We start from the raw sequence: 26647 nt of genomic DNA on the forward strand, positions 1-26647 counted from the left end.
CCGAAAATTGGTTAAGCCCTTGAACGTATGCACGCTCAAGGGCTTATGGTGCGCGAGACAGGATTCGAACCTGCGACCTGCTGATCCGTAGTCAGCTGCTCTAATCCGCTGGGCTACTCGCGCAGCACCGCTGCATCCAAAGTGACCGACGTTCACACGCCTCCACTGCAACGGCCAAGTGCGCGAGACAGGATTCGAACCTGCGACCTGCTGATCCGTAGTCAGCTGCTCTAATCCGCTGGGCTACTCGCGCATATTGCTTGTTTCCGGCAACTCGAAAAATATACAACGCTTTCACAATCACATCAAATCGTCGGCGTGTCGCGTTTGGCTCCAGCGCTTGCGCCGCCTTCGCCCCGCTCCCCTCATGCGGCGGGGCGCTCGAGCCGCAGCGCCGGCCGACGATCGTCGGCGACGATCCGGGGCCCGCGCACGCCGTTGACGGCGTCGGCGTCGACGATGACCTCGGTCACGGCGTCGTCGCCGGGCACGTCGTACATCGCGTCCTCGAGCGTGCGTTCGATGATCGAGCGCAGTCCGCGCGCGCCGGTGCCGCGTGCGAGCGCGACCTGCGCGATGCGGTCGATCGCGTCGTCGGTGAAGGTGAGCGTCACGCCGTCGACGGCGAACAGCTTGCGGTACTGGCGCGTCAGCGCGTTCGCCGGCTTCGTCAGGATCGCCTTCAGGTCGTCGGCGCCGAGCTCGTCGAGCGCCGTGACGACCGGCAGCCGCCCGATGAACTCGGGCAGCAGCCCGAAGTCCTCGAGGTCGTCGGCGCACACCTGCGCGAGCAGTTCGGCGCGCTCGGGGCGCCCCGTCCGCCATGACGCGCCGAATCCGCTCGTGCGCCGTCCGAGCCGGTCGGCGACGATCTCGTCGAGCCCGACGAAGGCGCCGCCGCAGATGAACAGGATGTCGCGCGTGTCGATCTGCACCGATTCGGCCTCGCGGTGCTTGCGCGTGCCCTCGACTGGCACGTTCGCGACGGTGCCCTCGATGATCTTGAGCAGCTCCTGCTGCACGCCTTCGCCGGACACGTCGCGCGTCACCGACGTGTTCTCGCCGCTCTTGCGCGCGATCTTGTCGATCTCGTCGATGTAGATGATGCCGTGGCTCGCGCGTCCGACGTCGCCGTCGGCGGCCTGGATGAGCCGCTGGAGCACCGTCTCGACGTCGTCGCCGACATAGCCGGCCTCGGTGAGCGTCGTCGCGTCGACGATGACGAAGGGCACCTGCATCGCCTTCGCGAGCGTCTGCGCGAGGTAGGTCTTGCCGACGCCGGTCGGCCCCAGCATCAGGATGTTCGATTTTGCGACGTCGACGTCGTCGTCCGGGTCGGCGATGCGCCGCGTGGCCGGCGTCAGCCTCGTGTCGCCGCCGTCCACGCGTCGTGCGCGGCGCGCCTTCTCGATCTCGATGCGTTTGAAATGGTTGTAGACGGCGACGCTCAATGTGCGCTTGGCTGCCTCCTGCCCGATGACGTATTCGTCGAGCACGGCGTTGATCTGCGCCGGCTTCGGCAGCTTCATGACCTCGAGCTTCGTGTCCTTGGCCTGTTCGTCGGCGATGATCTCGACGCACAGCGCGACGCATTCGTCGCAGATCGCCACGCCGGCGCCGGCGACGAGGCGGTTCACCTCGCGTTCGCTCTTGCCGCAGAACGCGCAGCGCTGCATGCCGTCGTTGTAGCTGATCACTCGTCCCATCGTCGCCGTCCCTCGCCGTGTCGCGGATCTACGCCGTTGCCGTCTCGCGGCGCCCGTGCGCCGCCCGCCGTCCATGATAGCCGCGAGGATGCACGTCGGGCCGCGGCCGGCCCATGGAAGCGGTGAGATATGGCATGGCGGCGCGGACCGCCCCGATGGGTGGTCCGCGCCGCCATGCCATATGCCGCTTTCGGCTATGCGCCGGGCGTCATCGCCGGCCCTCAGGCCGTCGTCGCGCCGCGAGGCGCGAGCACCTCGTCGACGATGCCGTACTCCTTGGCCTCCTCGGCCGTCAGGAACGTGTCGACCTCGATGTCCTTGCGGATGCGTTCGATCGGCTGGCCGGTGTGCTTCGCGAACGTGTCCTCGAGCCACTGGCGCATGCGCAGCATCTCCTTGGCCTGGATCTCGATCTCGGTCGCCTTGCCGAAGCCCTGGTCGATCGCCGGCTGGTGGATGAGCACGCGCGCGTTCGGCAGGATCAGGCGCTTGCCCTTCGTGCCGGCCGCGAGCAGGATCGCCGCGGCCGAGGCCGCCTGGCCGAGGCACACGGTCTGCACGTCCGGCTGGATGTAGTTCATCGTGTCGTAGATCGCCGTCATCGCGGTCATCGAACCGCCCGGCGAGTTGATGTACATCATCACGTCGCGGTTCGGGTCCATGCTTTCGAGCACGAGCAGCTGCGCCATGATGTCGTCGGCCGTCGTGTCGTCCACCTGGACGCCCATGAAGATGATGCGGTCGTCGAAGAGCCTCGTGTACGGGTTCTGCCGCTTGTAGCCGTACGGCGTCTTCTCCTCGAACTCCGGCACGATGTAGCGCGCGCTCGGCGACTGGAAGCCGGCCACGCCACGCGGTCCGGCGAGTCGTTCGGCGCGTGCGACGAATTTCGCTTCCTCGGATGCCATGCTCACTCCTTGTCCGTGTTCATCGTGTCGTGCGTCGAGACGAGCTTGTCGACGAAGCCGTACTCGAGCGCCTCCTGCGCGGTGAACCAGTGGTCGTATTCGTTGTCGCGGTAGATCTCCTCGACGGTGTGGCCCGTCTGCTGCGCCGTGAGCTCCGCGAGCGTCTTCTTCATGTTCATGATGAGCTCGGCGCTGATGCGCACGTCGGTAGTCGTGCCTCCGATGCCGCCCGAGGGCTGGTGCATGAGCACGCGGGCGTGCGAGGTGAGGAAACGCTTGCCCTTCGTGCCCGAGCTCAGCAGGAACTGGCCCATCGACGCGCACATGCCGATGCCGACTGTCGCGACGTCCGGCTCGATGAGCTGCATCGTGTCGTAGATCGCCATGCCGGCCGTGATCGAGCCGCCCGGCGAGTTGATGTAGAGCCAGATGTCGCTCTTGGGGTCCTCGGCGGCGAGCATGAGCATCTGCGCGCAGATGCGGTTCGCCATATCGTCCTTGACCTCCTCGCCCATCCAGATGATGCGGTCCTTGAGGAGTCGGTTGAAGATCGGATCGGCGGGGCCCGCCGGCATCGCGCCGTCGTCCATCGTCGGCGTAAGTAGCTTACTCACGTTGTCTCCTTCATTGGTGTGTCCTGAACAGTCACATTACTTGGTTCAAACGACGGCGGCCCGTTTCTATTCCCGCGCCGCGCCGACCCCGCGCCTGTCGTGCATCCGCGCGACGAACAGCCCGGCGCCGACCGAGACGGCGCATGCGCAGGCGACCGGCACATACAGGTTCGACGGCGCCTCGGTGAGCTCCATGACGAGCGTCATCGCCATCAGCGGCGCGTTCTGCGAGGCGGCGAGCAGCGCGCACGCGCCGAGCAGCGCGTAGACGCCGATCGAGTTCGTGCTGAACATGAGCAGCCAGACCACGCCGAGCATGCTGCCGAGCGACGAGCCGAGCGCGATGCCCGGCGTGAGCACGCCGCCCGAGGCGCCGGCGCGGATCGTCATCAGCGTGACGACGGCCTTCGCGGCGAAGGAGACGAGCAGCAGCGGGATGAACGCGAGCTCGGGACGGCCGGAGAAGCCCATCTGCGCCGTCGCGCGGCCGTTGCCCATGACCTGCGGGATCCAGACGGCGACGAGCGCGGTGAGCGCGCCAGCGAGCGGCAGCTGCCACAGGATCGCCGCGCCGGAGGCCTTGTGCGACTCCGCCCACTGCGCGCCGCGGCGGAACCACGCCCCGCACACGCCGGCGAGCAGACCGACGACGACGGCGAACGCGAACAGGTCGGGCGTGAAGTGCGCGTCGACCGGGCCGATGACGTAGAAGGCATGCGTCCCCTTGATGAGCGTGGCGACCCATGCGGCGAGGCTCGAGCACAGCATCGACAGCGCGACGGTGGACGCCGTCACGTCCTTGAGCAGGATCTCGATCGAGAAGAACGCGCCGGCGAGCGGCGCGTTGTAGACGCCGGCGAGGCCCGCGCCCGCCGAGATCGCGACGACCTGCATCAGGTCGCGCCGGTGCAGTCCGGTCCAGCGGCACAGACGCTGCGCGAGCATCGAGCCGAGTTCGCGCGGCGCGACCTCGCGGCCGACCGACAGCCCGCAGCCGACGATGCCGATCTGCAGCAGCACATGGCATACCGTCTGCCATGCCGGCATCAGGCTGCCGCGCACGGCCTGACGCACCGACGGCACGGCGGCCGTGCGCGTGCGCAGCAGCCACCAGCACACGGCGGCGACCGTCGCGCCGCCGACCAGCGAGACGGCGCGCCTGAGCGGATGGGTCAGGAAGGGTCCGGGCATCGACGGCGACTCGACGAAGCCGAGCATCAGATGCTCTATCGCGTACAGCAGCAGCGTGAGCAGTCCCGAACAGACGCCGACGACGACGCCGAGCAGCACGACGGTGACGACGAGCGCCGTCAGGCGCGAGCCGAGCGGAGGACGCCCCGGGTCGAGGTCGTCGTCGCGCAGCTCGGAGACCACGGCCTCGTCGTTGTCGAAATGCCCTGCGGTGATGTGCATGCCCATGCCCTCCATGATGCCAGCCGCGGCGACGCGGTTACGCCGAAGGCCCAAAGGGGATGCCCCGCATCCGCGCGCTGCGGATGCGGGGCATCTCTCGATCGAATCGGTGGTACCGGTCGTCTGACGGATCAGGCTTCGGTCTCGTCGCCGGCGTTGAGCGAATCGGCGACGGCGGCCGCGGCGGCCGCGGCGGCGACAGACTCGTCCTCGTCGACCTCGGCGGCGATGTCATCGGAGCCGAGGAACGCGCTCAGGTCGAGCGGTTCGCCGTCGACGGTGAAGGTGACGGCGCGCATGCCGGCGAGCAGGCCCTTGGAGCGGGCGACCTCCTCGACGGCGGAGCCGATCTGGCCGTTGCGCATGATGGCCTGGATGAACTGGTTCGGGTCCATGCCGTACTGCTGGGCGATCGAGGCGAGGAAGTTGAAGACGTCGGACTGGGAGACCTGGACGTCGAGCTTCTCGGCGAGCGCGTCGAGGACCATCTGGTCCTTGAGCAGCTTGTCGACCTCCTCCTCGGCCTGCTTCTTCTGCTCGGCGGTCGCCTTGTCCTTGTCGGCGCCCATGCTCTGCAGCTGCTGCTCGACCATGTGCTCCTTGACGCCCTTCGGCGCCGGGATGTCGAGGTCCTTCTCGATCGTCTCGATGAACGCGTCGCGCGCCTTCGTGGCCTGGCGACCCTCGGCGTCGGCCTCGACGTTCTTGCGGATCTCGTCCTTGAGCTCGTCGAGCGTGTCGAACTCGGAGGCCTCCTGGGCGAAGTCGTCGTCGAGCTCCGGGAGCTCCTCGGTCTTGACGGAGTTGACCTTGACCTTGACCTGGGCGGTCTCGCCCTCGCGCTCGCCGCCTTCGAGCTTCGACTCGAAGGTCGTCTCCTCGCCGGCCGACAGGCCATCGAGCGCCTCGTCGAGGCCCTCGAGCATCGTGCCGGAGCCGATCTCGTAGCTGACGCCCTCCTGAGAGTCGACGGTCTCGCCGTCGATCGTCGCGGTGAGGTCGATGTTCGCGTAGTCGCCCTTCTGGGCCGGGCGGTCGACGCCGACGAGCGTCGCGAAGCGCTGGCGCAGCATATCGAGGCGCTCGTTGACGTCGTCGTCCGAGACCTCGTCCTTCTCGACGGCGATCGTCATGCCGTCGAGCTCGGGCAGCTCGAAGTCGGGACGGCGCTCGACGGTCGCGGTGAACTTGAGCTTCGTGTCGTCGTCCGCGCTCTCCGGCAGGTCGACGACTTCGATCTCCGGCTGCGCCATCGGACGGATGTCCTTCTCCTGCAGCGCCTGCGAATAGAAGTCCGGCAGCGCCTTGTTCACGGCCTCGCCGGCGACGGCGCCGAAGCCGACGCGCTTGTCGACGAGCTTGCCGGGCACGTGGCCCTTGCGGAAGCCGGGGACGGTGATCTGCTCGGCGATCTCCTTGCGGGCCCCGTCGAGGTACGGTTCGAATTCGTCCTTGTCGACGGTGATGGTGAGCTTGGCCTTGGTGGGCTCGAGGTTCCTGACGCTGATTTTCACGCTTAGCTCCTGAAAAGATATGGTCGTATGGTCTGCCCGAAGGCAACTTTTACATGATAACGCGAGTCAGCGACGCGTTCAACAGCCCGATCTGCCATTCGCGGGCGCCCTCGTCGCGCAGGAAAGCGGCCACATCGCGCCGCTTCGGATCGTCGGTCCAGCACAGGTTGCGCAGGATCTGCGGCTTGAGCAGCATGTCCGGGGGGATGCGCACGTCCTCGGCGATCTGGTTGACGGCGGCGCGGCATGCCTGCAGCCGCCTGTAGCGCTCCGGATGGTGCTGGCGCCACACGCGCATCGACTTCGGCGCGTTGCCGCCCTCGCCGCCGCCGTGCTGGCGCACGACCTGCGGCAGCTGCGCGTCGGGCAGGTCGAGCGCCTGCTGGATCGTCTCCTTCCACACGCGCGGCTTGATCTGGCGCTGGATCGGCGCATAGCGTTCGAACATCTTGCCCTGCTCGGTGCCCAGCTGGATGCGCACGCGTTCGTTGAGCGAACGGATCGCGCGGAACTGCGCGGCGTTGTGCGGCTTGCGCTTGGCCGCTTCGATGATCGCCGCGTCGGACAGCAGCAGCGTCGGCGCGATGTCATGGTGCCTCGCGAGCTCGTCACGCCGCTGCCACAGCGCCTTCGCAACGGCGAGCGCGCGGGCGTCGCCGCCGAGGTCGGTGATATGCGAGACGCGCATCCACGGCGTCGGATGCGGCCGGCGCGGCGCGAGGCCGGTCATCAGCGCATGGGAGAACTCCTCCTGCGCCCACTCGAGCTTGCCCTGACGTTTGAGGTCGCGCGTCATCGCCTCGTCGAGCTCGATGAGCAGCTCGACGTCGAGCGCCGCGTAGTCGCGCAGGTCACGCGACAGCGGCCTGTACGACCAGTCGGCGGCCGAATGCTCCTTGGCGAGCGCGATGCCGAGGTAGTGCTCGGTGACGTGGGCGAGCCCGTAGCGGTGCAGGCCGAGCATGCGCGCGGCGATCTCGGTGTCGAACAGGCGCTCGGGGCGCAGCCCCAGGTCCGCGAACCCGGGCAGGTCCTGCCTCGAGTCGTGCAGGATCCAGACGGCGTCGCCGACGGCCTCGTTGAACAGGTCCCAGTCCGCCCCCTGTTCGCCGAGCGCGATCGGGTCGAGCAGGATGATGCCGGCGCCCTCGCGCTTGAACTGGATGAGGCGGTCCTCATGGCCGTAGCGGTAGCCGGAGGCGCGTTCGGCGTCGGCGGCGAGCGGCCCCGAGGCCGCGGCGAGGCGCTCGCAGGCGCGTTCGTAGCCGGCGAGCGTGTCGGTGACCTCCGGCACGCCTCCACGTGGTTGTGTCAGCAGGACCGGCTCAGCGTCCACGGGTGCTCTCCTTCAGATCCTTGCGATGTCACATAACGCATGATGCAGCCAATCGAGGACAGCGACGGCGCGCACCGCGAGACGCGCGCTCAGTAGACGCGGAACCCGTAGGATTCGAACTGCTCGCGCACGCGGTCCTTGCAGACCTTCGACGGCCCCTTCTGGTCCTCGAGCGGGTACGGGATGCGCAGCTCGTGCCATTTGGGCCGTCCGAGCTGGTGGAACGGCAGCACGTCGATGTGCTCGACGGCGTCGCCGAAGGTCAGGCAGATCCTGGCGACCTTGTCGACGTTCTCCTCGTCGTCGGTCAGCCCCGGCACGAGCACGAAGCGTATCCAGATCTTCTTGCCGCGCGCCGCGAGGCGCTGGCCGAAGTCGATCGTCGGCTGCAGGATGCCTCCGGTGACGCGCTCGTAGGTGTCCGGGTCGCCGGACTTGACGTCGAGCAGGCACAGGTCGATGTCGTCGATCATCTCGTCGGTGTAGTTGCGGTTGAGGAACCCGGAGGTGTCGAGGCAGGTGTGCACGCCCATGGCCTTGGCCTCATGGAACACGCGCGAGACGAAGGCCGGCTGCATCATCGACTCGCCGCCGGAGAAGGTGATGCCTCCGCCGGTCGCCTTGAACAGGTCGGCGTAGCGTTCGACCTTCTTCACCATCGCCTCGAGGTAGACGGGCTTGCCGTCGCGCATCTTCCAGGTGTCCGGGTTCTGGCAGTACTGGCAGCGCAGCGGGCAGCCGCTCATGAACACCGTCATGCGTGTGCCGGGGCCGTCGACCGACGTGTTGATGTCCCATGAATGCACGAAGCCGATGTCGCCGGTCCTGAGCGCGCGGATGCGGTCGCGCCGGTCGAGGCCGATCGGCGATTCGAAGCCGGACAGGCCGCCCATGAGCGTCTGGCTCGCGTAGGTCTTCGATTCCTTGAGCATGTGCTGCGTCGTCGAGCGGAACGCCGTGCGTTCGTCCATCGGATCCTCCTCCGTTCATGTCATGTCGTGTCCGCCCCGTGCGCCGTCGCCGGCAAGCCGGGCGGATACGATGAAGGGCAGGGTGCATGACCCCGCCCTTCATCTCAGGTGTTCCCCCGCCCTATCGGGGGGGGAACACCGGTGTGCGTCCGTGGACGCTCAGTCCTCCACGGCTCCCTGATGGAAGGTGCGGGAGATGACGTCGAGCTGCTGCTCCTTCGTCAGCTTGACGAAGTTGACGGCGTAGCCGGAGACGCGCACGGTCAGGTGCGGGTACTTCTCCGGATGCTCGACGGCGTCCTCGAGCTGCTCCTTGCGCAGCACGTTGATGTTCGCATGGTACAGGCCGTGGCCGTTGCCGGCGTCGAGGATGCCGACGAGGTTGGCGATGCGCTCGTCCTCGTCGCGGCCCAGGCCGTCGGGCGTGATCGTGTTCGTCAGCGAGATGCCGTCGAGCGCGTCGTTGTAGTCGATCTTGCCGACCGAGAACATCGACGGCAGCATGCCGTGCGAGTCCATGCCGTTCTCCGGGTTCGCACCCGGCGCGTACGGCGTGCCCTTGACGTGGCCGGACGGGAACGAGCCGGTGTTCTTGCCGTATTCGACGTTCGACGTGATCGTCAGGATCGACTGCGTCGGAACGGCGCCGCGGTACACCGGCAGGCGCTTGACCTGGCCCATGACCGTCGAGACGACCCACTTGGCGAGGTCGTCGGCGCGGTCGTCGTCGTTGCCGTAGATCGGGAACTCGCCCTCGGTGCGGTAGCCGACGACGAGGTCGTCGTCGGCGCCCTCGACGTACTCGAACTCGTGGCCCGGCATGTCCTTGGCGTCCTTGTTGTAGATCGGGTAGACCTTGGCGTACTTGCACGCGGACAACGAGTCGGCCGCGATCGACAGGCCGGACATGCCGCAGCCAAGCGTGCGGTAGACCTCGCGGTCGTGCAGCGCCATCTCGATCGATTCGTAGGCGTACTTATCGTGCATGTAGTGGATGATGTTGAGCGCCTCGACGTAGGTCTCCGACAGCCATTCGAGTGCCTTCTCGTAGTTCGCCTTGACCTTCTCGAAGTCGAGCGAGCCGTCGGCCTCCGGGCGGATCGGGTCGATGACGCCCTTGTCGATCACCTGCGCGCCGGTCATCTCGTCGCGGCCGCCGTTGATCGCGTACAGCAGCGCCTTCGCCGAGTTGACTCGCGCGGCGAAGAACTGCATCTGCTTGCCGACGCGCATCGGCGAGACGCAGCATGCGATCGCGGCGTCGTCGCCCCAGTGCGAACGGATCTCCTTGTCGGACTCGTACTGGATCGCCGAGGTGTCGATCGAGATCCTCGCGCAGAAGTCCTTGTAGCCCTCCGGCAGCTTCGGATCCCAGAAGATCGTGATGTTCGGCTCAGGGCCGGGTCCGAGGTGCTCGAGCGTGAGCGTGTTGAGCAGGCGGAACGAGGTCTTCGTGACCATCGTGCGGCCGTCGTCGCCGAAGCCGCCGTCCGACCAGGTCGCCCAGTACGGGTCGCCGGAGAAGATCGCGTCGTAGTCCTTCGTACGCAGGAAGCGCACGATGCGCAGCTTCATGACGAGGTTGTCGATGATCTCCTGCGCGTCGGTCTCGGTGATCGTGCCGTTCCTGAGGTCGCGCTCGAAGTAGCAGTCGAAGAACGTGGAGACGCGGCCGAAGCTCATCGCGGCGCCGTCCTGGCTCTTGACCGAGGCGAGGTAGCCCATGTAGGTCCACTGGACGGCCTCCTTCGCGTTCATCGCCGGACGCGCGAGGTCGAGGCCGTACTCCTTGCCCAGGTTGATGAGCTTCTTGAGCGCCTTGATCTGCTCGTCGTGCTCCTCGCGGTAGCGAATCCAGTGCTCGATCTCGGTCTCGGAGAAGTCGTTGCGGTACGGGATCGCGTCCTTGTCGCGCTGCTTGAACTTGATCAGCGTGTCGACGCCGTACAGCGCGACGCGGCGGTAGTCGCCGATGATGCGGCCGCGGCCGTACGCGTCAGGCAGGCCAGTGAGGATCTTGTTGTGGCGCGCGACCTTGATGTTCTTCGTGTAGACGCCGAAGACGCCGTCGTTGTGGGTCTTGCGGTACTTCGTGAAGATCTTCTTGATCTCCGGATCCGGCTCCTTGCCGGCCTCCTTGATCGCCTGCTCGACCATGCGCCAGCCGCCGTTCGGCATCATCGCGCGCTTGCACGGGACGTCGGTCTGCAGGCCGACGATGACGTCGTCGACTTCCGGGGAATCGATGTAGCCGGCCGGGAACGCGTCGATGTCGGCCGGGGTGTGCGTGTCGACGTCATAGACGCGCTGCTTGCGCTCGACGGACAGGTAGTTGTCGTCGAGGTACTGCCACAGGTGCTTCGTCTTGTCGGTGGCGTCCGCGAGGAAGGACTCGTCGCCCTCGTACGGCGTGTAGTTCTTCTGGATGAAGTCACGGACGTCGATGTCCTTTTCCCAGTTTCCGGGGACGAAGCCCTTCCAGGCCTGCTCCTTGATTTCCTCCGGGGAGACCGCGGTTGTCTCGACTGCTGCCATATTCACTCCTTTTGGGGTCTGTTGCGACGCCTCTTTGTGCCGTTGCGTGTCCCATGATAGCCGTTCATCATCGGCGAACGGCCGCGCGGATGCGTGACCTTGGTCACATTCGCCCGTTTTCCCTGTGATACGCGTCACTTCCGAATGATGTGAACGTGCACATCCCGTCGACGACGAAGGCCGCGCCGATCGGGACATCGATCGGCGCGGCCTTCGTCGTCATGCCAGCGGCCCGACGGGCCGCTCACTCACTTCGTGTCGTTCCAGCTGTTCCAGGCATGGTCCTCGTCGTCCCAGCGCTTGTTGCGTTCGGCGGCGGTCTTCAGCGCGTCCATCGCCGCCTGCTTCGTCGGATACGGTCCGATGCGGTACTCCATCGGGGACTTCGGACCGAGTTCGACCTGCCCGGTCGCCGTGTTGTAGTACCACTGCTGCGCTTCGCTCATGCTTTCGCTCCTTCGTGCTGTTCCTGCAAACGCCCGTTTCGGGCACCACTGTACGCCTGTGGGCCGCGCCGGCCCGGGTCCGCTATTCGCGGAACCGGTCGGTGACCGGCAGGCGCCGGTCGCGCCCGAACGCGAGCGCGCTCACCTTCGGGCCCAGCGGGTACTGGCGACGCTTCCATTCGGCGCGGTCGACGAGGCGCATGACCGTGTCGACGGTCCTCTCGTCGAAGCCGTCGGCGAGCAGGTCGGCGCGGCCATGCGCATGCTCGATGTAGGCCTCGAGCACACGGTCGAGCAACGCGTACTCCGGCAGCGAGTCCGAATCCTTCTGCCCGGGGCGCAGTTCGGCGCTCGGCGCCTTCTCGATCGAGCTCACCGGGATGATGACGCCGCCGGCCGGCATGACGCCGCCGTCGAATCCCTCGTTGCCGACGACGCGCAGGCCGCCGACGCCGACGCCTTCGGCGGCCGCGCGGTTGCGCCAGCGCGCGAGCGCCCACACCTTCGTCTTGAAGACGTCCTTGATCGGCGCGTAGCCGCCGACGGCGTCGCCGTAGATCGTCGAATAGCCGCAGGCGAGCTCGGACTTGTTGCCGGTGGCGAGCGCGAGCGCGCCCTTCGAGTTCGAGTAGGCCATGACGATGACGCCGCGGATGCGCGCCTGCAGGTTCTCGGCGGCGACGCCTTCGAGCCGCAGCTGCCGCTGGAAGGCGTCGAAGAGCGGTTCGATCGGCTGCACGTCGTAGTGGGCGCCGAGGTTCGCGGCAAGGTCGGCGGCGTCGTCTTTCGAACCGTCCGACGAGTACATGCTCGGCATCGAGATGCCGTACACCGCGTCGCCGCCGGCGGCGTCGGCGGCCATCGCGGCGACGAGCGCCGAGTCGACGCCTCCGGACAGGCCGAGCGTGACCGACGTGAAGCCGTTCTTGGCCATGTAGTCCTTGAGGCCGAGCACGCAGGCCGTGTAGACCTCCTCGTCCGCGTCGAGCGGCTCGGCGATCGCGCCCGGCCGCTGGTGGTCGGCGTCCGTGTCGAGGTCGAAGTACGAGAGGTCCTCGACGAACATCGGCGAACGCTCGAGCAATGTGCCGTCGGCGTCGACGACGAAGCTGCCGCCGTCGAAGACGAGGTCGTCCTGGCCGCCGACCTGGTTGACGTAGATCATCGGCGCGTCGACCTCGCGCGCGCGACGCGCGCCCAGGTCGAGCCGCGTGTGCGTCTTGCCCTCCTCGTACGGCGAGCCGTTGACGGTCAGCAGCAGGTCGATGCCCATGTGAGCGAGTTCGGCGACGGGGCCGCCGTCCTGCCAGATGTCCTCGCAGATAGCGACGCCGACGCGCGCGCCGTCGATGTCGAGCACGACGGTGCGCTCGCCGGACGAGAAGATGCGGAACTCGTCGAAGACGCCGTAGTTGGGCAGGAAGTGCTTGTCGTAGCCGGCCCAGACGTGTCCGCCGTGCAGCACGACGAGGCGGTTGCGCGGCTTGCCGTTGGCGTGGTCGGTGCCGATCGTGCCGACGACGACGTACAGGCCGCCCATGCCTTCGTCGCCGAGTGCGGCGGCGAGCCGGTCGGCCGTGTCCCATGCGGCCGACCGGAAGGTCGCGCGCAGCGCAAGGTCCTCGATCGGATAGCCGGTGAGCGTCATCTCCGGGAAGACGACGACGTCGGCGCCGCCCTGCATGGCGCGGCGCGTGAAATCGAGGACCTTGCGGGCGTTGCCGTCAAGGTCGCCGACGCAGGTGTCGATCTGCGCGAGTGCGAAACGTAGTGTGCTCATGGGCACCAAGTGTAGCGCCGCGCGCCTCCCTATTCGTTCGCGAGCGTGTGCAATGTCTCGAGCGCGGCGTTCGCGTAGAACTCGGCGCCGGTCTTCACGGCCTCGTCGAAGCCGACGAAGCGCGGGCTGTGCCAGTCGGCGCATCCGGGCGTGCCGTTCGAGCCGACGAAGGCGAAGACGAGGCGCGTCACCTCGCCGTATTCGGCGAAGTCCTCCCCCGCCATCGACGGCATGATCGGCGCGGCCTCGGCGTACTGCGGGATCGCGGCGGCGACCGGCGCGATCAGGTCGGGGTCGCATACGAGCGGCGCCTGGAAGTCGTCCCATTCGATGTCGGCGCGGATGCCGTGGGCGGCGGCCGTCGCCTCGACGATCTGGCGGAAGCGGCGGGCGGCGAGGTCGCCGTCCTCGCGGTGGAAGTAGCGCGCCGTGCCCTGGAATCCAGCCTCGGCCGGGATGACGTTCCACACGTCGCCGCCGTGCACTTCGGTCACCGACAGCACGAGCGGATGGAACGGCGAGACGTTGCGGCTGACGATCGTCTGCAACGCAAGGATCATCGAGCTCATCGCCTCGAAGGGTCCGGTGCCCTTGTGCGGGTAGCCGCCATGCGTGCCGTCGGCGTGCAGCGTCACATGGAAGCGCACGCAGCCGGCCATCATCGGCTGCGGTCCGGCGGCGAGGACGCCGGGCGCGTAGTTCGGGTTGTTGTGCGTGCCGATGATCGCGTCGAGGCCGTCGGCGAGCCCGGCGTCGATGACGGCGCGCGCGCCACGGCCGAGCTCCTCGGCCGGCTGGAAGATGACGCGCAGCGTGCCGCGGATGAGGTCGCGGTGCGCGTTGAGCCAGAACACGGCGCCGAGCAGACTCGTCATGTGCAGGTCGTGGCCGCAGGCGTGCATGACGCCGTCGTCGGCCGACGCGAAGTCGAGTCCGGAGTCCTCATGCACCGGCAGGCCGTCGATATCGGCGCGCAGGCCCACGACCGGACCCGGATGCGTGCCCTCGATGTGCGCGAAGACGCCGGTCGGCATCGGGTCGTCGAGCGGCTCGACGCCGTGCGAGGTGAGCACGTCCCTCAGATACGCGCTCGTCTCATGTTCCTCGAAGGAACGCTCCGGATGACGGTGCAGATGGTGGCGGATCGCCCGCAGTTCGTCGCTCAGTTCGATCGTCACGGCCATGTTGGTTCCTCTCTCCTGCTTGGTTCGTTGCCGGCGCCGTCTCAGCGGCGCAGCAGACGCTTGGCGATCGCGTTCGCGATGGCCTGCACGACCTGCACAAGCACGATCATGATGATGACGGCCGTCCAGGTGACGGTCTGGTCGAATTTCTGGTAGCCGTACGCGATCGCGAAGTTGCCCAGGCCGCCGCCGCCGATGTAGCCGGCCATCGCGGACATGTCGAGCACGCCGATGAACAGGAACGCGTAGGCGAGGATCAGCGGCGCGAGCGCCTCGGGGATGAGCACGGTGCGGATGATCGTGAACTTCGACGCGCCCATCGCGCGCGCCGCCTCGATGACGCCGTGGTCGACCGGCACGAGGTTCTGCTCGACGAGACGCGACGTCGCGAAGGTGCACATGATGCACATCGGGAAGATCGCCGCCGTCGTGCCGATCGACGTGCCGACGACCCTGACGGTCAGCGGCTGCATCGCGGCGAGGAAGATGATGAACGGGATCGGGCGCACGATGTTGACGAGGATGTCGAGCACGCGGTAGACGACGCGGTTCTCGAAGAGGTTGCCCGGGCGCGTGCCGTAGAGGATGACGCCGAGGACGAGGCCGAGGACGCCTCCGATGACGATCGTGACGAGCACCATCTGCAGCGTCTGGACGACCGACTGCGCGAGCAGTGGTTTGAGGACGCTCCAGTCGCTGCGGCTCGCGAGCGTCGCGGCGTGCGCGGCCGCGGTTGCGGTTGCGGATTCGAATGCGAGGGTGGGCATCTTCAGTCACGTTCCTTTCGTGCGTCCGTCTGCTGCGCCGGCGTCGTGGGCGCCATGTCGACGACGTCGTCGTCCTGTTCGATCATCCCGATGTCGTCGGCGAGCGTTTCTGCCGGCGCGGGCGTCGTCTCGTCGGGTCCGAGCGCGATGCGGGCGCGTTCGACGGCCGTGTCGTAGTCGACCGGATGTGCCTTCGTGCCGAAGTCGACGATGTCGCTGTGGCGGCGCAGGTCGTCGAGGAAGGCGTCGATCCGCGCCTCGTCGCCGGTGAACTCGTAGGTCATCGCGCCGATCGCGATGTCCTGCACGGTGTCGATGCCGCCGTACAGCAGGCCGCTGCTGATGCCGTGGCGGGCGATGAGTTCGGAGATGTCCTGTCCGGAGGCGGGCACGAGCACGTTGCCGTCGGCGTCGACGATGTCGCGCTGACGCACGACGACGGTGACGAGACGTCCCGGCCACTGCTCGCGCATGACGGCGATGCGCGCCGGGTCGGGCAGGCCGTCCATCGCCGTGGCGATGAAGCGCTTCGTGACCGGCTGCTTCGGCGCGGCGAAGACGTCGTAGACATCGCCCTGTTCGACGACGCGGCCGGCGCTCATGACAGCGACGCGGTTGGCGATCTGCTGCACGACGTTCATCTGATGCGTGATGAGCACGATCGTGATGCCGAGCTGACGGTTGACGCGTTCGAGCAGCTGGAGCACCTCGGTCGTCGTCTCCGGGTCGAGCGCGCTCGTCGCCTCGTCGGCAAGCAGGATCTTCGGGTTCGTCGCCAGGGCGCGCGCGATGCCGACGCGCTGCTTCTGGCCGCCCGACAGCTGCGACGGGTACTTGTTCGCATGTTCGGACAGGCCTACGAACTCGAGCAGCTCGCGGACGCGCTTGTCCTGATAGTCCTTGCGCCAATGGTCGAGCTTCAGCGGATAGGCGATGTTCTGCGCGACCGTCTTCTGCGAGAACAGATTGAACTGCTGGAAGATCATGCCGATCTTCTGGCGCACCGGCCGCAGCCTGCCCTCGCCCATATGCGACACGTCGTGGCCCATGACGGTGACGGTGCCGCTCGTCGGCTGCTCGAGCGCGTTGATCATGCGCACAAGCGTCGACTTGCCGGCGCCCGAATAGCCGATGATGCCGAAAATGTCGCCTTCGTCGATGCTCAGCGAGACGTCGTCGACGGCGCGCATCGTCTTCTTCGCGCCGCGCTGCCTGAACTCCTTGACCACATGGTCGAAGACGATGATGGGTTCCTTGCCTTGCGTCATTGTGTCGCCTTTGTCTCCTTGATTTGCCCCGCCTCTCCCCCGTCGCCCGCGCATCGCGCCGAATGCGAGAGAAAGCCGCCGGCCGCCATTGTAGCGGCACGGGCGGCTCATCGTGCGCGTTGCCCCGTGGCGGCGCGCCGTGTGCGGCGAAGGGCTCACTTGCCGCTCGCGCGGATGTCCGATTCGATGTCGGTCAGGTACTTCGCCAGTTCGGTCTGCGAGAACTTGTCTGCGAACACGGCGGTGCCTGCCGACTCCTCCTGCAGCGCGTCGAGCACCGGCTTCGTCTGGTAGATCTCGACGCACTTGCGGTACACGGCGTTGTCCACGTCGTCGGCTCGCACGGCGAAGATGTTGATGTAGGGGCGCGACTCCTCAGATTCTGCGTCGTCATGGTAGATCGCGTCGGTCGGGTCGAGGCCGGCGTCGGCGACGTAGTCGTTGTTGATGACGCCGGCGGACAGGTCGTCGCCGCCCGACTTGAGTGTGTTTGCGATCTGCTCGGCCTTCATCGGCACGACCTTGACCTTCGACTTCGCCTCGTCGATGTCCTGCGGAATCGTGAACGCCGTCCAGTCGCCCTTGAGCGTGACGACGCCGGCGGCCTTGAGCACGCCGATCGCGCGCGCCTGGTTCGTCTCGTCGTTCGGAATCGCGACCGTCGAGCCGGCCGGCAGATCCTTGATGTCGGTGTACTTCGGCTTGCCGTCCTTGTCGAAGGAGGAGTAGACGCCGAGCGGATAGATCGCCACACCGCCGAGCGGCTGCAGGTCCTTGCCGTTCTGCACGTTGTAGTTGGCCAGATACAGCAGATGCTGGAACTCGTTCATGTCGAGGTCGCCGGCGGCGAGCGCCGGGTTCTCGCTCGTGTAGTCCTGGAAGTCCACGATCTTCACGTAGATGCCCTTCGCCTTGGCCTGCTTGGTGAATTCGACCCACTGCGGATCGGTGGCGCCGACGACGCCAATCCTCACCGGATTGTCCTTCGTGCCCTTCGCGGCTTCCGCCGCGCCGCCGTTCGCGCGGTGGAAGCCGAAGAAGGCGCCCGCCGCCACGAGCAGCACGACGACGACGGCGATGACGATGTTGCGCGCCGTGTGGTTGACGCGCACCGGCTCGTCGGTGTTCAGCTCCGGCACGTTGCCGCCCGGTTCATTGGTGTTGTTCTGGCTCATCGTTTTCGTATCCCTCTTCCTTGTGTTTCCTTGGGTTGTCCGTATCTCCGCGTGCGCCCGGACCTGCCGTCGGCGCCGCGACGTGTTCAAGAATACGACCGCGGACGACGTGACGGCGCCGTGTCGTTATCGTTTCCTCTTATAGGCGGCGTTCGCCCGCCGCAACGCCAACGGTTGCGCCGCGGAAAACCCGGATCGGCGACGTGGGCCGACGTCGCGATACGGACGCCGGTGCGCATGCCGTAGACTGGACGTCATGACGACCTCCACCGACCGCTCTCCCCTCCCCGCCGGCGCCGGCGACGACATCCGCGCCGTGTTCTTCGACATCGACGGCACATTGACGAGCTTCGCGACGCACACGGTGCCACGTTCGACGATCAACGCGCTCCATGCGCTGCGTGCGAAGGGCGTGCGCGTATACATCTGCACCGGCCGCTCGCCCGAGCAGATGAAGGTCGTGCTCGATGCGATCCCTTTCCGTTTCGACGGCGTCGCCGGCGTCAACGGGCAGTACTGCTGGAGGGCTGACGGCACCGTCGTCGCCGACCGTCCGTTCGACGGGGCGGACGTGCGGGCGGTCGTCGGCTGGCTCGACCTCCATCCAGACGTCGTCGCCGTGTTCGCCGAACGCGACACGGCGTACTTCAACCACGACTCCGAGCGGATACGCGCGATGTGGCGGTCGCTGGGCAAGACGGCGCCGAAGCTGCGCTTCATCGACCCGCACACGCGCATCGGGGACAACCGGATCTACCAGATCAGCCCCTATGTGGGCCGCGACGACGAACGGGCGATCGTCGAGGGCTGCCACGCCGTGCGCGGCGTGCGCTGGCATCCCGACTTCGTCGACCTCATCCCGGCCTCGGGAGGCAAGGACCGTGGCGTCGCGACGCTGCTGGCCGACGTGGGGCTGACGCGCGCGCAGTCGATGGCCTTCGGCGACGGCGGCAACGACGTGGACATGCTGCGCTACGCGCATATCGGCGTCGCGATGGGCAACGGCACCGCCGACGCGAGGGCCGCCGCCGACTATGTCACAAGAGATGTCGACGACGACGGCGTCGCGCACGCGCTGCGGCACTTCGGAATCCTGTGACGGGGAGCCGCGTTCGCCGTTGGACGCAGCGCCGTGTCCTCGAGTGCGGCCGTATGCTACCGTGTCGAGGTATGACCACTATTATCATGCACACCTCCGAAGGTGACATCACGATCAACCTGTTCGACGACAAGACGCCCAAGACCGTCGAGAACTTCCTCGGCCTGGCCACCGGCCAGAAGGCCTGGCGCGACCCTTTCACCGGCGAGCAGTCCAACGAACATTTCTATGACGGACTGACCTTCCACCGCGTCATCAAGGACTTCATGATCCAGGGCGGCTGCCCGCTCGGCACCGGCACCGGCGGCCCCGGCTACGACTTCGACGACGAGATCGTCCCGACGCTCAAGTTCGACCACCCCTACCTGCTCGCGATGGCGAACGCCGGCCTCGCGCGCGGCGCCGACGGCAAGCTGCACGGCACGAACGGCTCGCAGTTCTTCATCACGACGGTGCCGACGCCGTGGCTCGACGGCCACCACACGATCTTCGGCGAGGTCGCCGACGAGGCCTCGACGGCCGTCGTCGACAAGATCGACGCCGTCGCCACCGACGCGCACGACTGTCCGCTCGAGCCGGTCATGATCGAATCGATCGAGGTCAAGGACTGAAGATCGGCGCCCTGCGGCGCATCATACGGCAACGCGAAGGAGGCGGCGCCCCATGACGGGGCGGCGCCTCCTTCGCGTATCATCGTCGGCGTCGCGCCGGTCAGTGCTGCTGCGCGTCGCGGCCGCGGATGCGGCGCATGCGCGGCTGTGCGGAGTCCTTCGCTCCGGTCAGCCGGTAGACGTCGAAGACGCCGTCGATCTTGCGCACCGCCGACAGCAGCGTGTTCAGATGCTGCGGGTCGGCCATCTCGAAGCTGAACTGGCTCGTGGCGACGCGGTCCGAGCCGGTCGCGATCGAACCGGACAGGATGTTGACGCCGTGGTCGGAGAGCACGCGCGTCACGTCCGAAAGCAGATGCGGACGGTCAAGCGCCTCGACCTGGATGCGCACCATGAACAGGCCCTTGTCGTTCGTCCACGACACTTCGACGACGCGTTCGGGTTCACGGTGTTTGAGGTTGATCATGTTGAGGCAGTCGACGCGGTGCACCGAGACGCCCTCGTTGCGCGTGATGAAGCCGATGATGCTGTCGCCGGGCACCGGCATGCAACATTTGGCGAGCTTGACCCAGATGTCGGTGACTCCCTTGACGGCGATGCCCGGGCCGGAGCCGGCGTGGCGGCGCTTGGGCACGCGCAGCGGCAGCACCTCCTCCTCCGCCTCCTCGGCGACCTCGTCGCTGCCGGCGTCCTTGACCAGATGGGAGATGACGTTCTGTGTCGAGACCTGCCCCTCGCCGATCGCCGCGTAGACCGCTTCGGCGTTCGGCAGGTTGAGGTCGTCGGCCACGCCGACCATCGCCTCCGGCGTCAGCAGCGCGTTGACCGGCAGGTTGCGTTTGCGAATCGCGCGCGTCAGCTCGTCGCGGCCCTCCTCGATCGCCTCGGTGCGCCGCTCCTTGCTGAACCATTGGCGGATCTTGTTGCGGGCCTTCGGGCTTTTGACGAAGCTCAGCCAGTCGCGCGACGGGCCGGCCGTATCCGACTTGCTCGTGAGGACCTCAACGGTGTCGCCGTTCTCGAGCGTCGTGTCGAGCGGGACGAGACGCCCGTTGACGCGCGCGCCCATCGTGCGGTGACCCACCTCGGTGTGCACGGCGTACGCGAAGTCGACCGGCGTGGCGTCCGCCGGCAGCGAGACGATCTTGCCCTTCGGCGTGAACACGTACACTTCGGCCGAACCGAGGTCCTCCTTGAGTGAACCGAGGAACTCGTTCGAATCCGGCGTCTCGCTCGTCCAGTCGGCGAGCTGCTGGATCCATTTGAGGTTGTCGGCCTCCTCGAGCTCCTGCCTGCCGCGTTCGCGGTCCGCCTTGTCCGGCGTGCTCAGCGCGCGTCCGGCCTGCCCGTTCGCCTTGTACTTCCAGTGCGCGGCGATGCCGAACTCGGCGCGCCGGTGCATGTCCCACGTGCGGATCTGGATCTCGACCGGCTTGCCGCCGGGGCCGACGACCGTCGTGTGCAGGCTCTGGTACATGTTGAGCTTCGGCATCGCGATGTAGTCCTTGAACCGGCCCGGCACCGGGCTCCAGCGCGCATGCACGGCGCCGAGCACGGCATAGCAGTCCTGGATTGTGTCGACGATGATGCGCACGCCGACGAGGTCGTAGATGTCGGAGAAATCATGGCCGCGCACGATCATCTTCTGATAGATCGAGAAGTAGTCCTTCGGTCGTCCGGTGACCATCGCGTGGATGTTGAGATCCCCCAGATCCTCGTTGATCTCGGCGATGATCTGCTTGAGGTAGACCTCGCGCTGGCCGGCGCGGTGCGCGACGAGCATGACGATTTCGTTGTAGATCTTCGGGTAGAGGACCTTGAAACTCAGCTCCTCGAGCTCCGTCTTGATCGCGTTCATGCCCAGACGGTTCGCGAGCGGCGCGTAGACGTCGAGCGTCTCGCGCGCCTTGCGTTGCGCGCTCGACGGCTTGACGTAGCGCCAGGTGCGCGCGTTGTGTACGCGGTCGGCGAGCTTGACGACGAGCACGCGCACGTCGCGGCTCATCGCGACGACCATCTTGCGGATCGTCTCCGCCTGCGCCGAGTCGCCGTAGTCCATCTTCGTCAGCTTCGTGACGCCGTCGACGAGCCCGGCCACCGTGTCGCCAAACTCGGCGCGGCATTCCTCGAGCGTGTAGTCGGTGTCCTCGACCGTGTCGTGCAGGAGGCCTGCTGCGACGACGAGCGGACCCATGCCGAGGTCGGCGAGGATCTGCGCGACGGCGAGCGGGTGGATGATGTACGGCTCGCCGGATTTGCGGCGCTGCGTCGAATGCTGGCGTACGGCGCGCTGGTAGGCGCGCGAGAGGATCTCCATGTCCTCGTCCGGATGGTGCTGCCTGCAGATCGCCAGGATCGGGGCGAGCGGATCCAACGGATTGGCGCTGATTTCGCAGCCGAGCATGTTGGCCGGCTGCATCTCCTCGTCCACGTTCACCATCGTCCACTCTCCTCTCGTATCGCCGCGCCGTCTTCCCACGGGCGTCATTTCATTCTACGCGCGGCGCGCCGGACGACGGCGCGTGTTCACATCCCCGTCGAACCGAAGCCGCGTTCCGCCCGGTCCGAACCGGGCAGCGCCGCGGCCGGCACGAAGGTCGCCTCGACGTAGCGTTGGATGACGAGCTGCGCGATGCGGTCCCCCGGCTCGAAGACGGCGGTCTCATGGGCATCGAGGTTGATCAGCGGCACCATGATCTCGCCACGGTATCCGGCGTCGATCGTGCCGGGCGCGTTGAGCACCGTCACGCCCCGTTTGACGGCCAGTCCCGAGCGCGGGTGCACGAGCGCCACGTATCCGGCCGGCAGCGCGATGCGCACGCCGGTGTGCACGAGCGCGCGCTCGAAGGGGCCGAGTTCCAGATGGTCGGTCGTGCTCAGGTCGGCGCCGGCATCACCGGCGTGCGCGTAGCGCAATTCGACAGGATGCCCCGGATCGACCGGGCAGACGAGCACTTCGGTGGATTCGGGCTCGTTGTAGGCGGAATCGAAGCTCATCAGGCCACACACTCCTTGCACACCGGCTGGCCGTCGGGCGTCGTGTACGCGAGCTGGCTGCGGTGCTTGACGAGGAAGCATTCGGAGCAGATGAACTCGTCGCCCTGCATCGGGATGACGGTCACCGACGCGTCCTCGTTGCTCAGGTCGGCGCCTGGCAGCTCGTAGTCCTCGGCGATCGCGTTCTCGTCGTCGTCCATGTCGGTCGCGGAGTTCTGCGAGCTCTTGCCGAGCGCCTGCAGCGACTCCTCGTCCTCGTCCTTGTTGCGCGGGGAATCATAATCCTGTGCCATAGCGATTCCTTTCATCGATTGATGGCGGCTTATCATTGCGACGCACCATACAATACATGGTTTTCCCCGCATAGGATACACGATGAGACCGTTACGCAAAATCCGACATGTGGGGCACAATGGAAAGCGTTCACATTCTGGATGAAAGAGGTGTTGGCTATGGCAGGTGACTCCTACCCGGTTGCACGATTCGATCACGTCACGAAGACCGGCCTGCTGGTGTTCGCCGTGGACGGCGCCTCCTTCGCCGTGGACGTCGACGAGACGCTCGAGCGCGCGCTTCTCGAGGCCAAGCAGCTCAAGGCGGAGCACCACGGCGAGGAGACGCCCGCGCAGCAGCGTACATTGCCGATCTCGCAGATCCAGACGCTCATCCGCGCCGGCATGGAACCCGATCAGGTCGCCGAACGCTATGGGCTGAGCCCGATCCTCGTACGCCGCTTCTCATCGGCCGTCGAATCGGAGAAAAGCTACGCGATCGAGCAGTTCCTGCGCGTCCCCGCACCCAAGGAGTCGCGGATGCGCGCACTCGGCGACGTCATCGAACGCACCTTCGCCGCGGCGCGGGTGCGGCGCGACGAGGTCGAGTGGAAGGCGACGCGGCGCGGTCTCGAGCCGTGGCGCATCACCGCCTCCTTCACGTCCGCCGGCCACCCGATCCATGCGGAATGGTCGTGGAACATGCATGACAATTCGGTCGTATGCATCAACAACGCCGCGCGCAAGCTCATCGGCGAGACGAACCCGACGACGGCCGCCGCGAACGGAGGCGACGACGTGCCCGACGACGCGATCCCCTCATCGATCTCACTGCCCGGCGATTCGGCACGTTCCGCCCGCATCGAGCAGACGGTCGCCGCCTGGGGCCAGCCGCACAACGCCCCGGCAGATACGCCGGCAGCGCAACGGCCGGCCCCCGCCATCGACGTTCCGCTGCCGCAGCAGCCACAGGAGCCGAAGGACGCCGCGCAGCAGGCTCCGTCATCGCCGGCGCAATCCGACGACGCATCCCCCGCCGCCGCAGGAGACGTCGCACATGACGTCGCGCACGACGACGCCGCGCACGACGAGACGCATCATGACGGCCCCAAACCCGAGCGCCGCACCGACCGCCACCGTCCCCCGGTCCCCAGCTGGGACGAGATCATGTTCGGCAAGCCGAAGGCCTAGCCGAACCGAATGTCACCGCCGGCTCCCTTTTCGCAACCGCGTTCGATGCCGTCGGCGGTTTCGTTCCTGGCTCAGACCATGTCGATGATGCACGGGATGTCCATCTCGAGCATCGTCTGCGAACCGTGCACGCCCGGCATCGCCATCGCGAGTTCGTTCTGCGTGCGCGAATAGACGATCGTCACGTCGTCGGCCGCCTCGACGACGAGGTCGCCGAGCACCTGCCTGGTCTCCTCGCTGACCGGCCCGTAGAATCCCGCGTCGATCGCCTCGTTCTTCGTGCGCACCCAGGCGAGTCCGTCGAGCCGCGCACGCCAGCGCGCGGCGAGCATGTCCACGTCGGCGCCGTCGGCCGCATACACCATGACCGAGCGCGGTTCGCCGCCGATCATCCTCACGCCGTCGAGCAGCTGCGGTTCGGCGGCGACGTCGATCTGACGCTCCAGGTCGATCGCGACCATGCCGTGGTCGGCGACGACGACGATCACGGTGCCATGCGGTGCGAGCCTGCGCAACGTCTCCAGCTGTCCATCGATCTTCTCGAGCGTCGTCGTCCACTGTTCGGAGCGCCACCCTTCGGCGTGGCCTGTCTTGTCGATGTCGCGCAGGTACAGATAGGTCAGTCCCGGCTCCTTCGCGCTGTCGGCGGCCGCGCGGACGCGGCCGAGCGGATTGTCCTTGCCGATGTAGTGCGCGCCGCGCAGCGCCGCGCGCGTCAGCGGCGACGCCATGAAGCGCGTCAGACCGACGCTCGTGACGCGCACATCTTGCGCTGCGAGCTTCTCGAAGACGGTCTCGACGCGCTGCAGCTCCTCGGGATGCGGCGCGCCTCGGAACTGGATGAGCTGGCAGATCTCGTCGGTGAGCGGATTGCGCTGCGTGTATCCGGTCATCGACGTCAATCCCGGGCAGGTGCCGGTGCCGAAGGTCGCCATCGCCGCCGCCGTCGTGCTCGGCGAGCAGGTGGAGATCGGCCGGTCGTTCGCCGCGTCGTGCAGCAATGCGCGCAGATATGGCGCGTGCCCGAGGCTCATCTTGAGGTTCCAGAACCCCAGGCCGTCGACGAGCACGACGATTGCGCTGCGCGCCTCGGGGATGCCGAGCGCGGCGGCGAGCTCGGCGGGCTCTTTATGCACGGCCGTCGTCGTCGGCGCGCCGATCGCCGCGCTCAGCGCCGGCAGCACCGACGACAGGTGCAGCGCTCCCCCGCGCGGCGCCGTGTCCGCCGGCGTGAACGGCGCGGGCACGTCGCAGCCTCGCATCTGGTCGATCGTGTCGCCGTACTGCGCGGTGGGCACGAATTGCAATAGGGTCGCCATATCCGGAACGTCGATGCTCATGGCCTCCATTCAAGCGCGGTTGCCGGACGCCGGTGGCCGCGGAACGGGCCCGGAGCCACCAACGCGCCCATAGCAGACACATGCGACGACGATGGATGTACGATGTAAGAAACGTACGGGTTCACGTCATAATCGTCACGGGGAATCATGACGATACATGCGTGGGGGCCGACATTTCTGACACGTCATCGGGAGCTTATGACATCGGGGCATGTCGGACGCATCCGGCGTTGTATAACGATTTCCGCTTATCGGTGCTAGTGGAGAAGGCTGGTGGGCACGAGCAGGAAAGGGAAATCATGTACCGTATCGCGATTGTGGATGACGACGCCGGGCAATGCGCCGGCCTGCACGACATGCTCCGGGAACTCATTCCCGCGGAACTCGACTGCGGGATCGACATGTACGCCAGTCTGGGCGAACTCGACGGGCAGCAGGTGGACATCGTCTTCGCCGACATCTGCCTGGCGGACGGCGAGAACGCCATCGAGGAGGTGATGCAGCTGTTCTCCGACCGTCCGGCGGTCCAGGTGATCTACGTGACCGGGCACGTCGAATACTGCTCGGCCGTCTACGACACGCGTCATATCGGATTCCTCGTCAAGCCGGTGCGGCGTCAGGAGCTGGCCGACGCGTTCCACCGCGCGCTGAACCGGTTGTGCGACCTGCGCGAGCAGCCCTTCGCCGTGCGCTTCAACAATACCTCCTACGTCGTCAGGCCAGCGCAGGTCATGTATGTGGAGAGCAAGCTGCGCGTGGCCGTCTTCCACTGCGAGAACAACGGCACCGTGCGCACGTACATGAAGCTGTCCGACGTCGCCGAACGCCTGCCGTCGCGCTTCCACCGCTGCCATTCGAGCTATCTGGTGAACTTCGACTTCGTCAACGCGATCACGAAGAACGACTTCGTGCTGACCGACGGCACGCATGTGCCGATCAGCCATCTCCGACCTCATCGATACCACGCTCCGCTCTCTGCCGTTCGTCACAATCAGTAGGGTCCACGATTGACCCTGTCGGCATCCACATTGCCAACACGACGGTCGCACATGTCGAGAGAAGTGAGAAATGGTCGACTACTCGTAAGAAAAAACACATCTCCGCTTCTCGGCAATCATCGTCTCGATACGGCATCCTATATGCCGAAGTACGATGTGCGACAAAGCGCAGATGCACAATCGACCACAGAGCACAATCGGCCATGACGACACCGGCATCGAGGCATCTGAATAACGCATCAGATCTATGCCGCTCATATCACTGCACATGCACAATCAGCCTGCGAAGGACGACATAATGAAGATATCGGAAGAAGAACCTCAGCACCAGAGCTCGTCGGCAAGCGGCATGAACGCATACGACGAGAATGCCGAATCAACACGCATCATCCGAATCGCCGATCTTTCCTGGCTCTTCGAGAAACGGAACAAGGAATACCACGCCGACGAGGAACCATTCGGAAACGCCGTGGGCACGGAATCGTTGTAGACATCGACGCTGCTACAGGCGACACGGTACCG

General features: G+C 66.6%; 23 protein-coding genes and 2 tRNA genes. 5 read left to right on the plus strand and 20 right to left on the minus strand.

What is annotated here, in order from left to right; genetic code table 11:
• Positions 1 to 46 precede the first annotated feature (46 nt).
• From BCHO_RS06370 to BCHO_RS06445, 16 genes are all read right to left on the minus strand, one after another.
• Positions 47 to 123 (minus strand) — tRNA-Arg (locus BCHO_RS06370).
• A 56-nt stretch (positions 124 to 179) separates the two neighbouring features.
• Positions 180 to 253: transfer RNA gene (locus BCHO_RS06375), tRNA-Arg, on the minus strand.
• Positions 254 to 365: 112 nt separating this feature from the next.
• The gene (gene clpX, locus BCHO_RS06380; RefSeq protein ID WP_024540494.1) at positions 366 to 1706 is read right to left on the minus strand and encodes an ATP-dependent Clp protease ATP-binding subunit ClpX; all 1341 of its coding nucleotides are present in this window, start codon (positions 1704 to 1706) and stop codon (positions 366 to 368) included.
• A gap of 221 nt (positions 1707 to 1927) precedes the next feature.
• Positions 1928 to 2614, minus strand: coding sequence for an ATP-dependent Clp protease proteolytic subunit (locus BCHO_RS06385; protein WP_024540495.1), 687 nt, complete (start codon positions 2612 to 2614; stop codon positions 1928 to 1930).
• Positions 2615 to 2616: 2 nt separating this feature from the next.
• Entirely contained in the window at positions 2617 to 3204 is a 588-nt protein-coding gene (locus BCHO_RS06390) for an ATP-dependent Clp protease proteolytic subunit (protein ID WP_029675334.1), read from the minus strand.
• Between the two features lie 90 nt (positions 3205 to 3294).
• On the minus strand, positions 3295 to 4641 hold the full coding sequence (locus tag BCHO_RS06395; RefSeq protein WP_029675335.1) for a chloride channel protein: 1347 nt from the start codon (positions 4639 to 4641) through the stop codon (positions 3295 to 3297).
• A 131-nt stretch (positions 4642 to 4772) separates the two neighbouring features.
• Positions 4773 to 6155, minus strand: coding sequence for a trigger factor (tig, locus tag BCHO_RS06400; RefSeq protein WP_024540498.1), 1383 nt, complete (start codon positions 6153 to 6155; stop codon positions 4773 to 4775).
• A gap of 49 nt (positions 6156 to 6204) precedes the next feature.
• A complete protein-coding gene (locus BCHO_RS06405) occupies positions 6205 to 7491 on the minus strand; it encodes an HRDC domain-containing protein (RefSeq protein ID WP_024540499.1) in 1287 nt (428 codons plus the stop codon).
• An 89-nt stretch (positions 7492 to 7580) separates the two neighbouring features.
• Complete coding sequence (gene pflA / locus BCHO_RS06410) at positions 7581 to 8462, minus strand: pyruvate formate-lyase-activating protein (protein ID WP_024540500.1); 882 nt, start codon at positions 8460 to 8462, stop codon at positions 7581 to 7583.
• Between the two features lie 159 nt (positions 8463 to 8621).
• Positions 8622 to 10997 carry a formate C-acetyltransferase gene (gene pflB / locus BCHO_RS06415; protein WP_024540501.1) on the minus strand — a complete coding sequence of 792 codons (2376 nt, stop codon included), beginning with the start codon at positions 10995 to 10997 and terminating at the stop codon, positions 8622 to 8624.
• Positions 10998 to 11245: 248 nt separating this feature from the next.
• Entirely contained in the window at positions 11246 to 11443 is a 198-nt protein-coding gene (locus BCHO_RS06420; protein WP_024540502.1) for a hypothetical protein, read from the minus strand.
• An 82-nt stretch (positions 11444 to 11525) separates the two neighbouring features.
• Positions 11526 to 13223, minus strand: coding sequence for an NAD+ synthase (locus BCHO_RS06425; RefSeq protein WP_024540503.1), 1698 nt, complete (start codon positions 13221 to 13223; stop codon positions 11526 to 11528).
• A gap of 29 nt (positions 13224 to 13252) precedes the next feature.
• Positions 13253 to 14407 carry a M20 metallopeptidase family protein gene (locus tag BCHO_RS06430; RefSeq protein ID WP_024540504.1) on the minus strand — a complete coding sequence of 385 codons (1155 nt, stop codon included), beginning with the start codon at positions 14405 to 14407 and terminating at the stop codon, positions 13253 to 13255.
• Positions 14408 to 14448: 41 nt separating this feature from the next.
• A complete protein-coding gene (locus BCHO_RS06435) occupies positions 14449 to 15174 on the minus strand; it encodes a methionine ABC transporter permease (RefSeq protein ID WP_024540505.1) in 726 nt (241 codons plus the stop codon).
• Between the two features lie 2 nt (positions 15175 to 15176).
• Complete coding sequence (locus tag BCHO_RS06440; protein ID WP_024540506.1) at positions 15177 to 16442, minus strand: methionine ABC transporter ATP-binding protein; 1266 nt, start codon at positions 16440 to 16442, stop codon at positions 15177 to 15179.
• 155 nt (positions 16443 to 16597) lie between these two features.
• Positions 16598 to 17617, minus strand: a complete 1020-nt coding sequence (locus BCHO_RS06445; protein ID WP_024540507.1) for a MetQ/NlpA family ABC transporter substrate-binding protein — start codon at positions 17615 to 17617, stop codon at positions 16598 to 16600.
• Between the two features lie 256 nt (positions 17618 to 17873).
• On the opposite strand from BCHO_RS06445, the gene BCHO_RS06450 reads away from it, so the two are divergent.
• Positions 17874 to 18716: a Cof-type HAD-IIB family hydrolase gene (locus BCHO_RS06450; RefSeq protein ID WP_024540508.1), complete on the plus strand. Its 843-nt coding sequence runs from the start codon at positions 17874 to 17876 to the stop codon at positions 18714 to 18716.
• A 71-nt stretch (positions 18717 to 18787) separates the two neighbouring features.
• A complete protein-coding gene (locus tag BCHO_RS06455) occupies positions 18788 to 19327 on the plus strand; it encodes a peptidylprolyl isomerase (protein ID WP_024540509.1) in 540 nt (179 codons plus the stop codon).
• A gap of 100 nt (positions 19328 to 19427) precedes the next feature.
• On the opposite strand, the gene BCHO_RS06460 is transcribed toward BCHO_RS06455, so the two are convergent.
• From BCHO_RS06460 to BCHO_RS06470, 3 genes are all read right to left on the minus strand, one after another.
• Entirely contained in the window at positions 19428 to 21767 is a 2340-nt protein-coding gene (locus BCHO_RS06460) for a RelA/SpoT family protein (protein WP_024540510.1), read from the minus strand.
• A gap of 86 nt (positions 21768 to 21853) precedes the next feature.
• On the minus strand, positions 21854 to 22324 hold the full coding sequence (dut, locus tag BCHO_RS06465; protein ID WP_024540511.1) for a dUTP diphosphatase: 471 nt from the start codon (positions 22322 to 22324) through the stop codon (positions 21854 to 21856).
• Positions 22324 to 22617, minus strand: coding sequence for a DUF4193 domain-containing protein (locus BCHO_RS06470; RefSeq protein WP_024540512.1), 294 nt, complete (start codon positions 22615 to 22617; stop codon positions 22324 to 22326). The genes dut and BCHO_RS06470 overlap by 1 nt, the downstream gene beginning before the upstream one ends.
• A gap of 159 nt (positions 22618 to 22776) precedes the next feature.
• Here BCHO_RS06470 and sepH point away from each other — a divergent pair, with 159 nt between their 5' ends.
• Positions 22777 to 23787 carry a septation protein SepH gene (sepH, locus tag BCHO_RS06475; RefSeq protein ID WP_024540513.1) on the plus strand — a complete coding sequence of 337 codons (1011 nt, stop codon included), beginning with the start codon at positions 22777 to 22779 and terminating at the stop codon, positions 23785 to 23787.
• 71 nt (positions 23788 to 23858) lie between these two features.
• On the opposite strand, the gene BCHO_RS06480 is transcribed toward sepH, so the two are convergent.
• Complete coding sequence (locus BCHO_RS06480; protein WP_024540514.1) at positions 23859 to 25127, minus strand: alkaline phosphatase family protein; 1269 nt, start codon at positions 25125 to 25127, stop codon at positions 23859 to 23861.
• Positions 25128 to 25426: 299 nt separating this feature from the next.
• On the opposite strand from BCHO_RS06480, the gene BCHO_RS06485 reads away from it, so the two are divergent.
• A complete protein-coding gene (locus BCHO_RS06485; protein ID WP_024540515.1) occupies positions 25427 to 26125 on the plus strand; it encodes a LytR/AlgR family response regulator transcription factor in 699 nt (232 codons plus the stop codon).
• Positions 26126 to 26423: 298 nt separating this feature from the next.
• On the plus strand, positions 26424 to 26615 hold the full coding sequence (locus BCHO_RS09275) for a hypothetical protein (RefSeq protein WP_024540516.1): 192 nt from the start codon (positions 26424 to 26426) through the stop codon (positions 26613 to 26615).
• Positions 26616 to 26647: the final 32 nt, after the last annotated feature.

Source organism: Bifidobacterium choerinum, from assembly GCF_000741135.1.
GTDB lineage: Bacteria > Actinomycetota > Actinomycetes > Actinomycetales > Bifidobacteriaceae > Bifidobacterium > Bifidobacterium choerinum.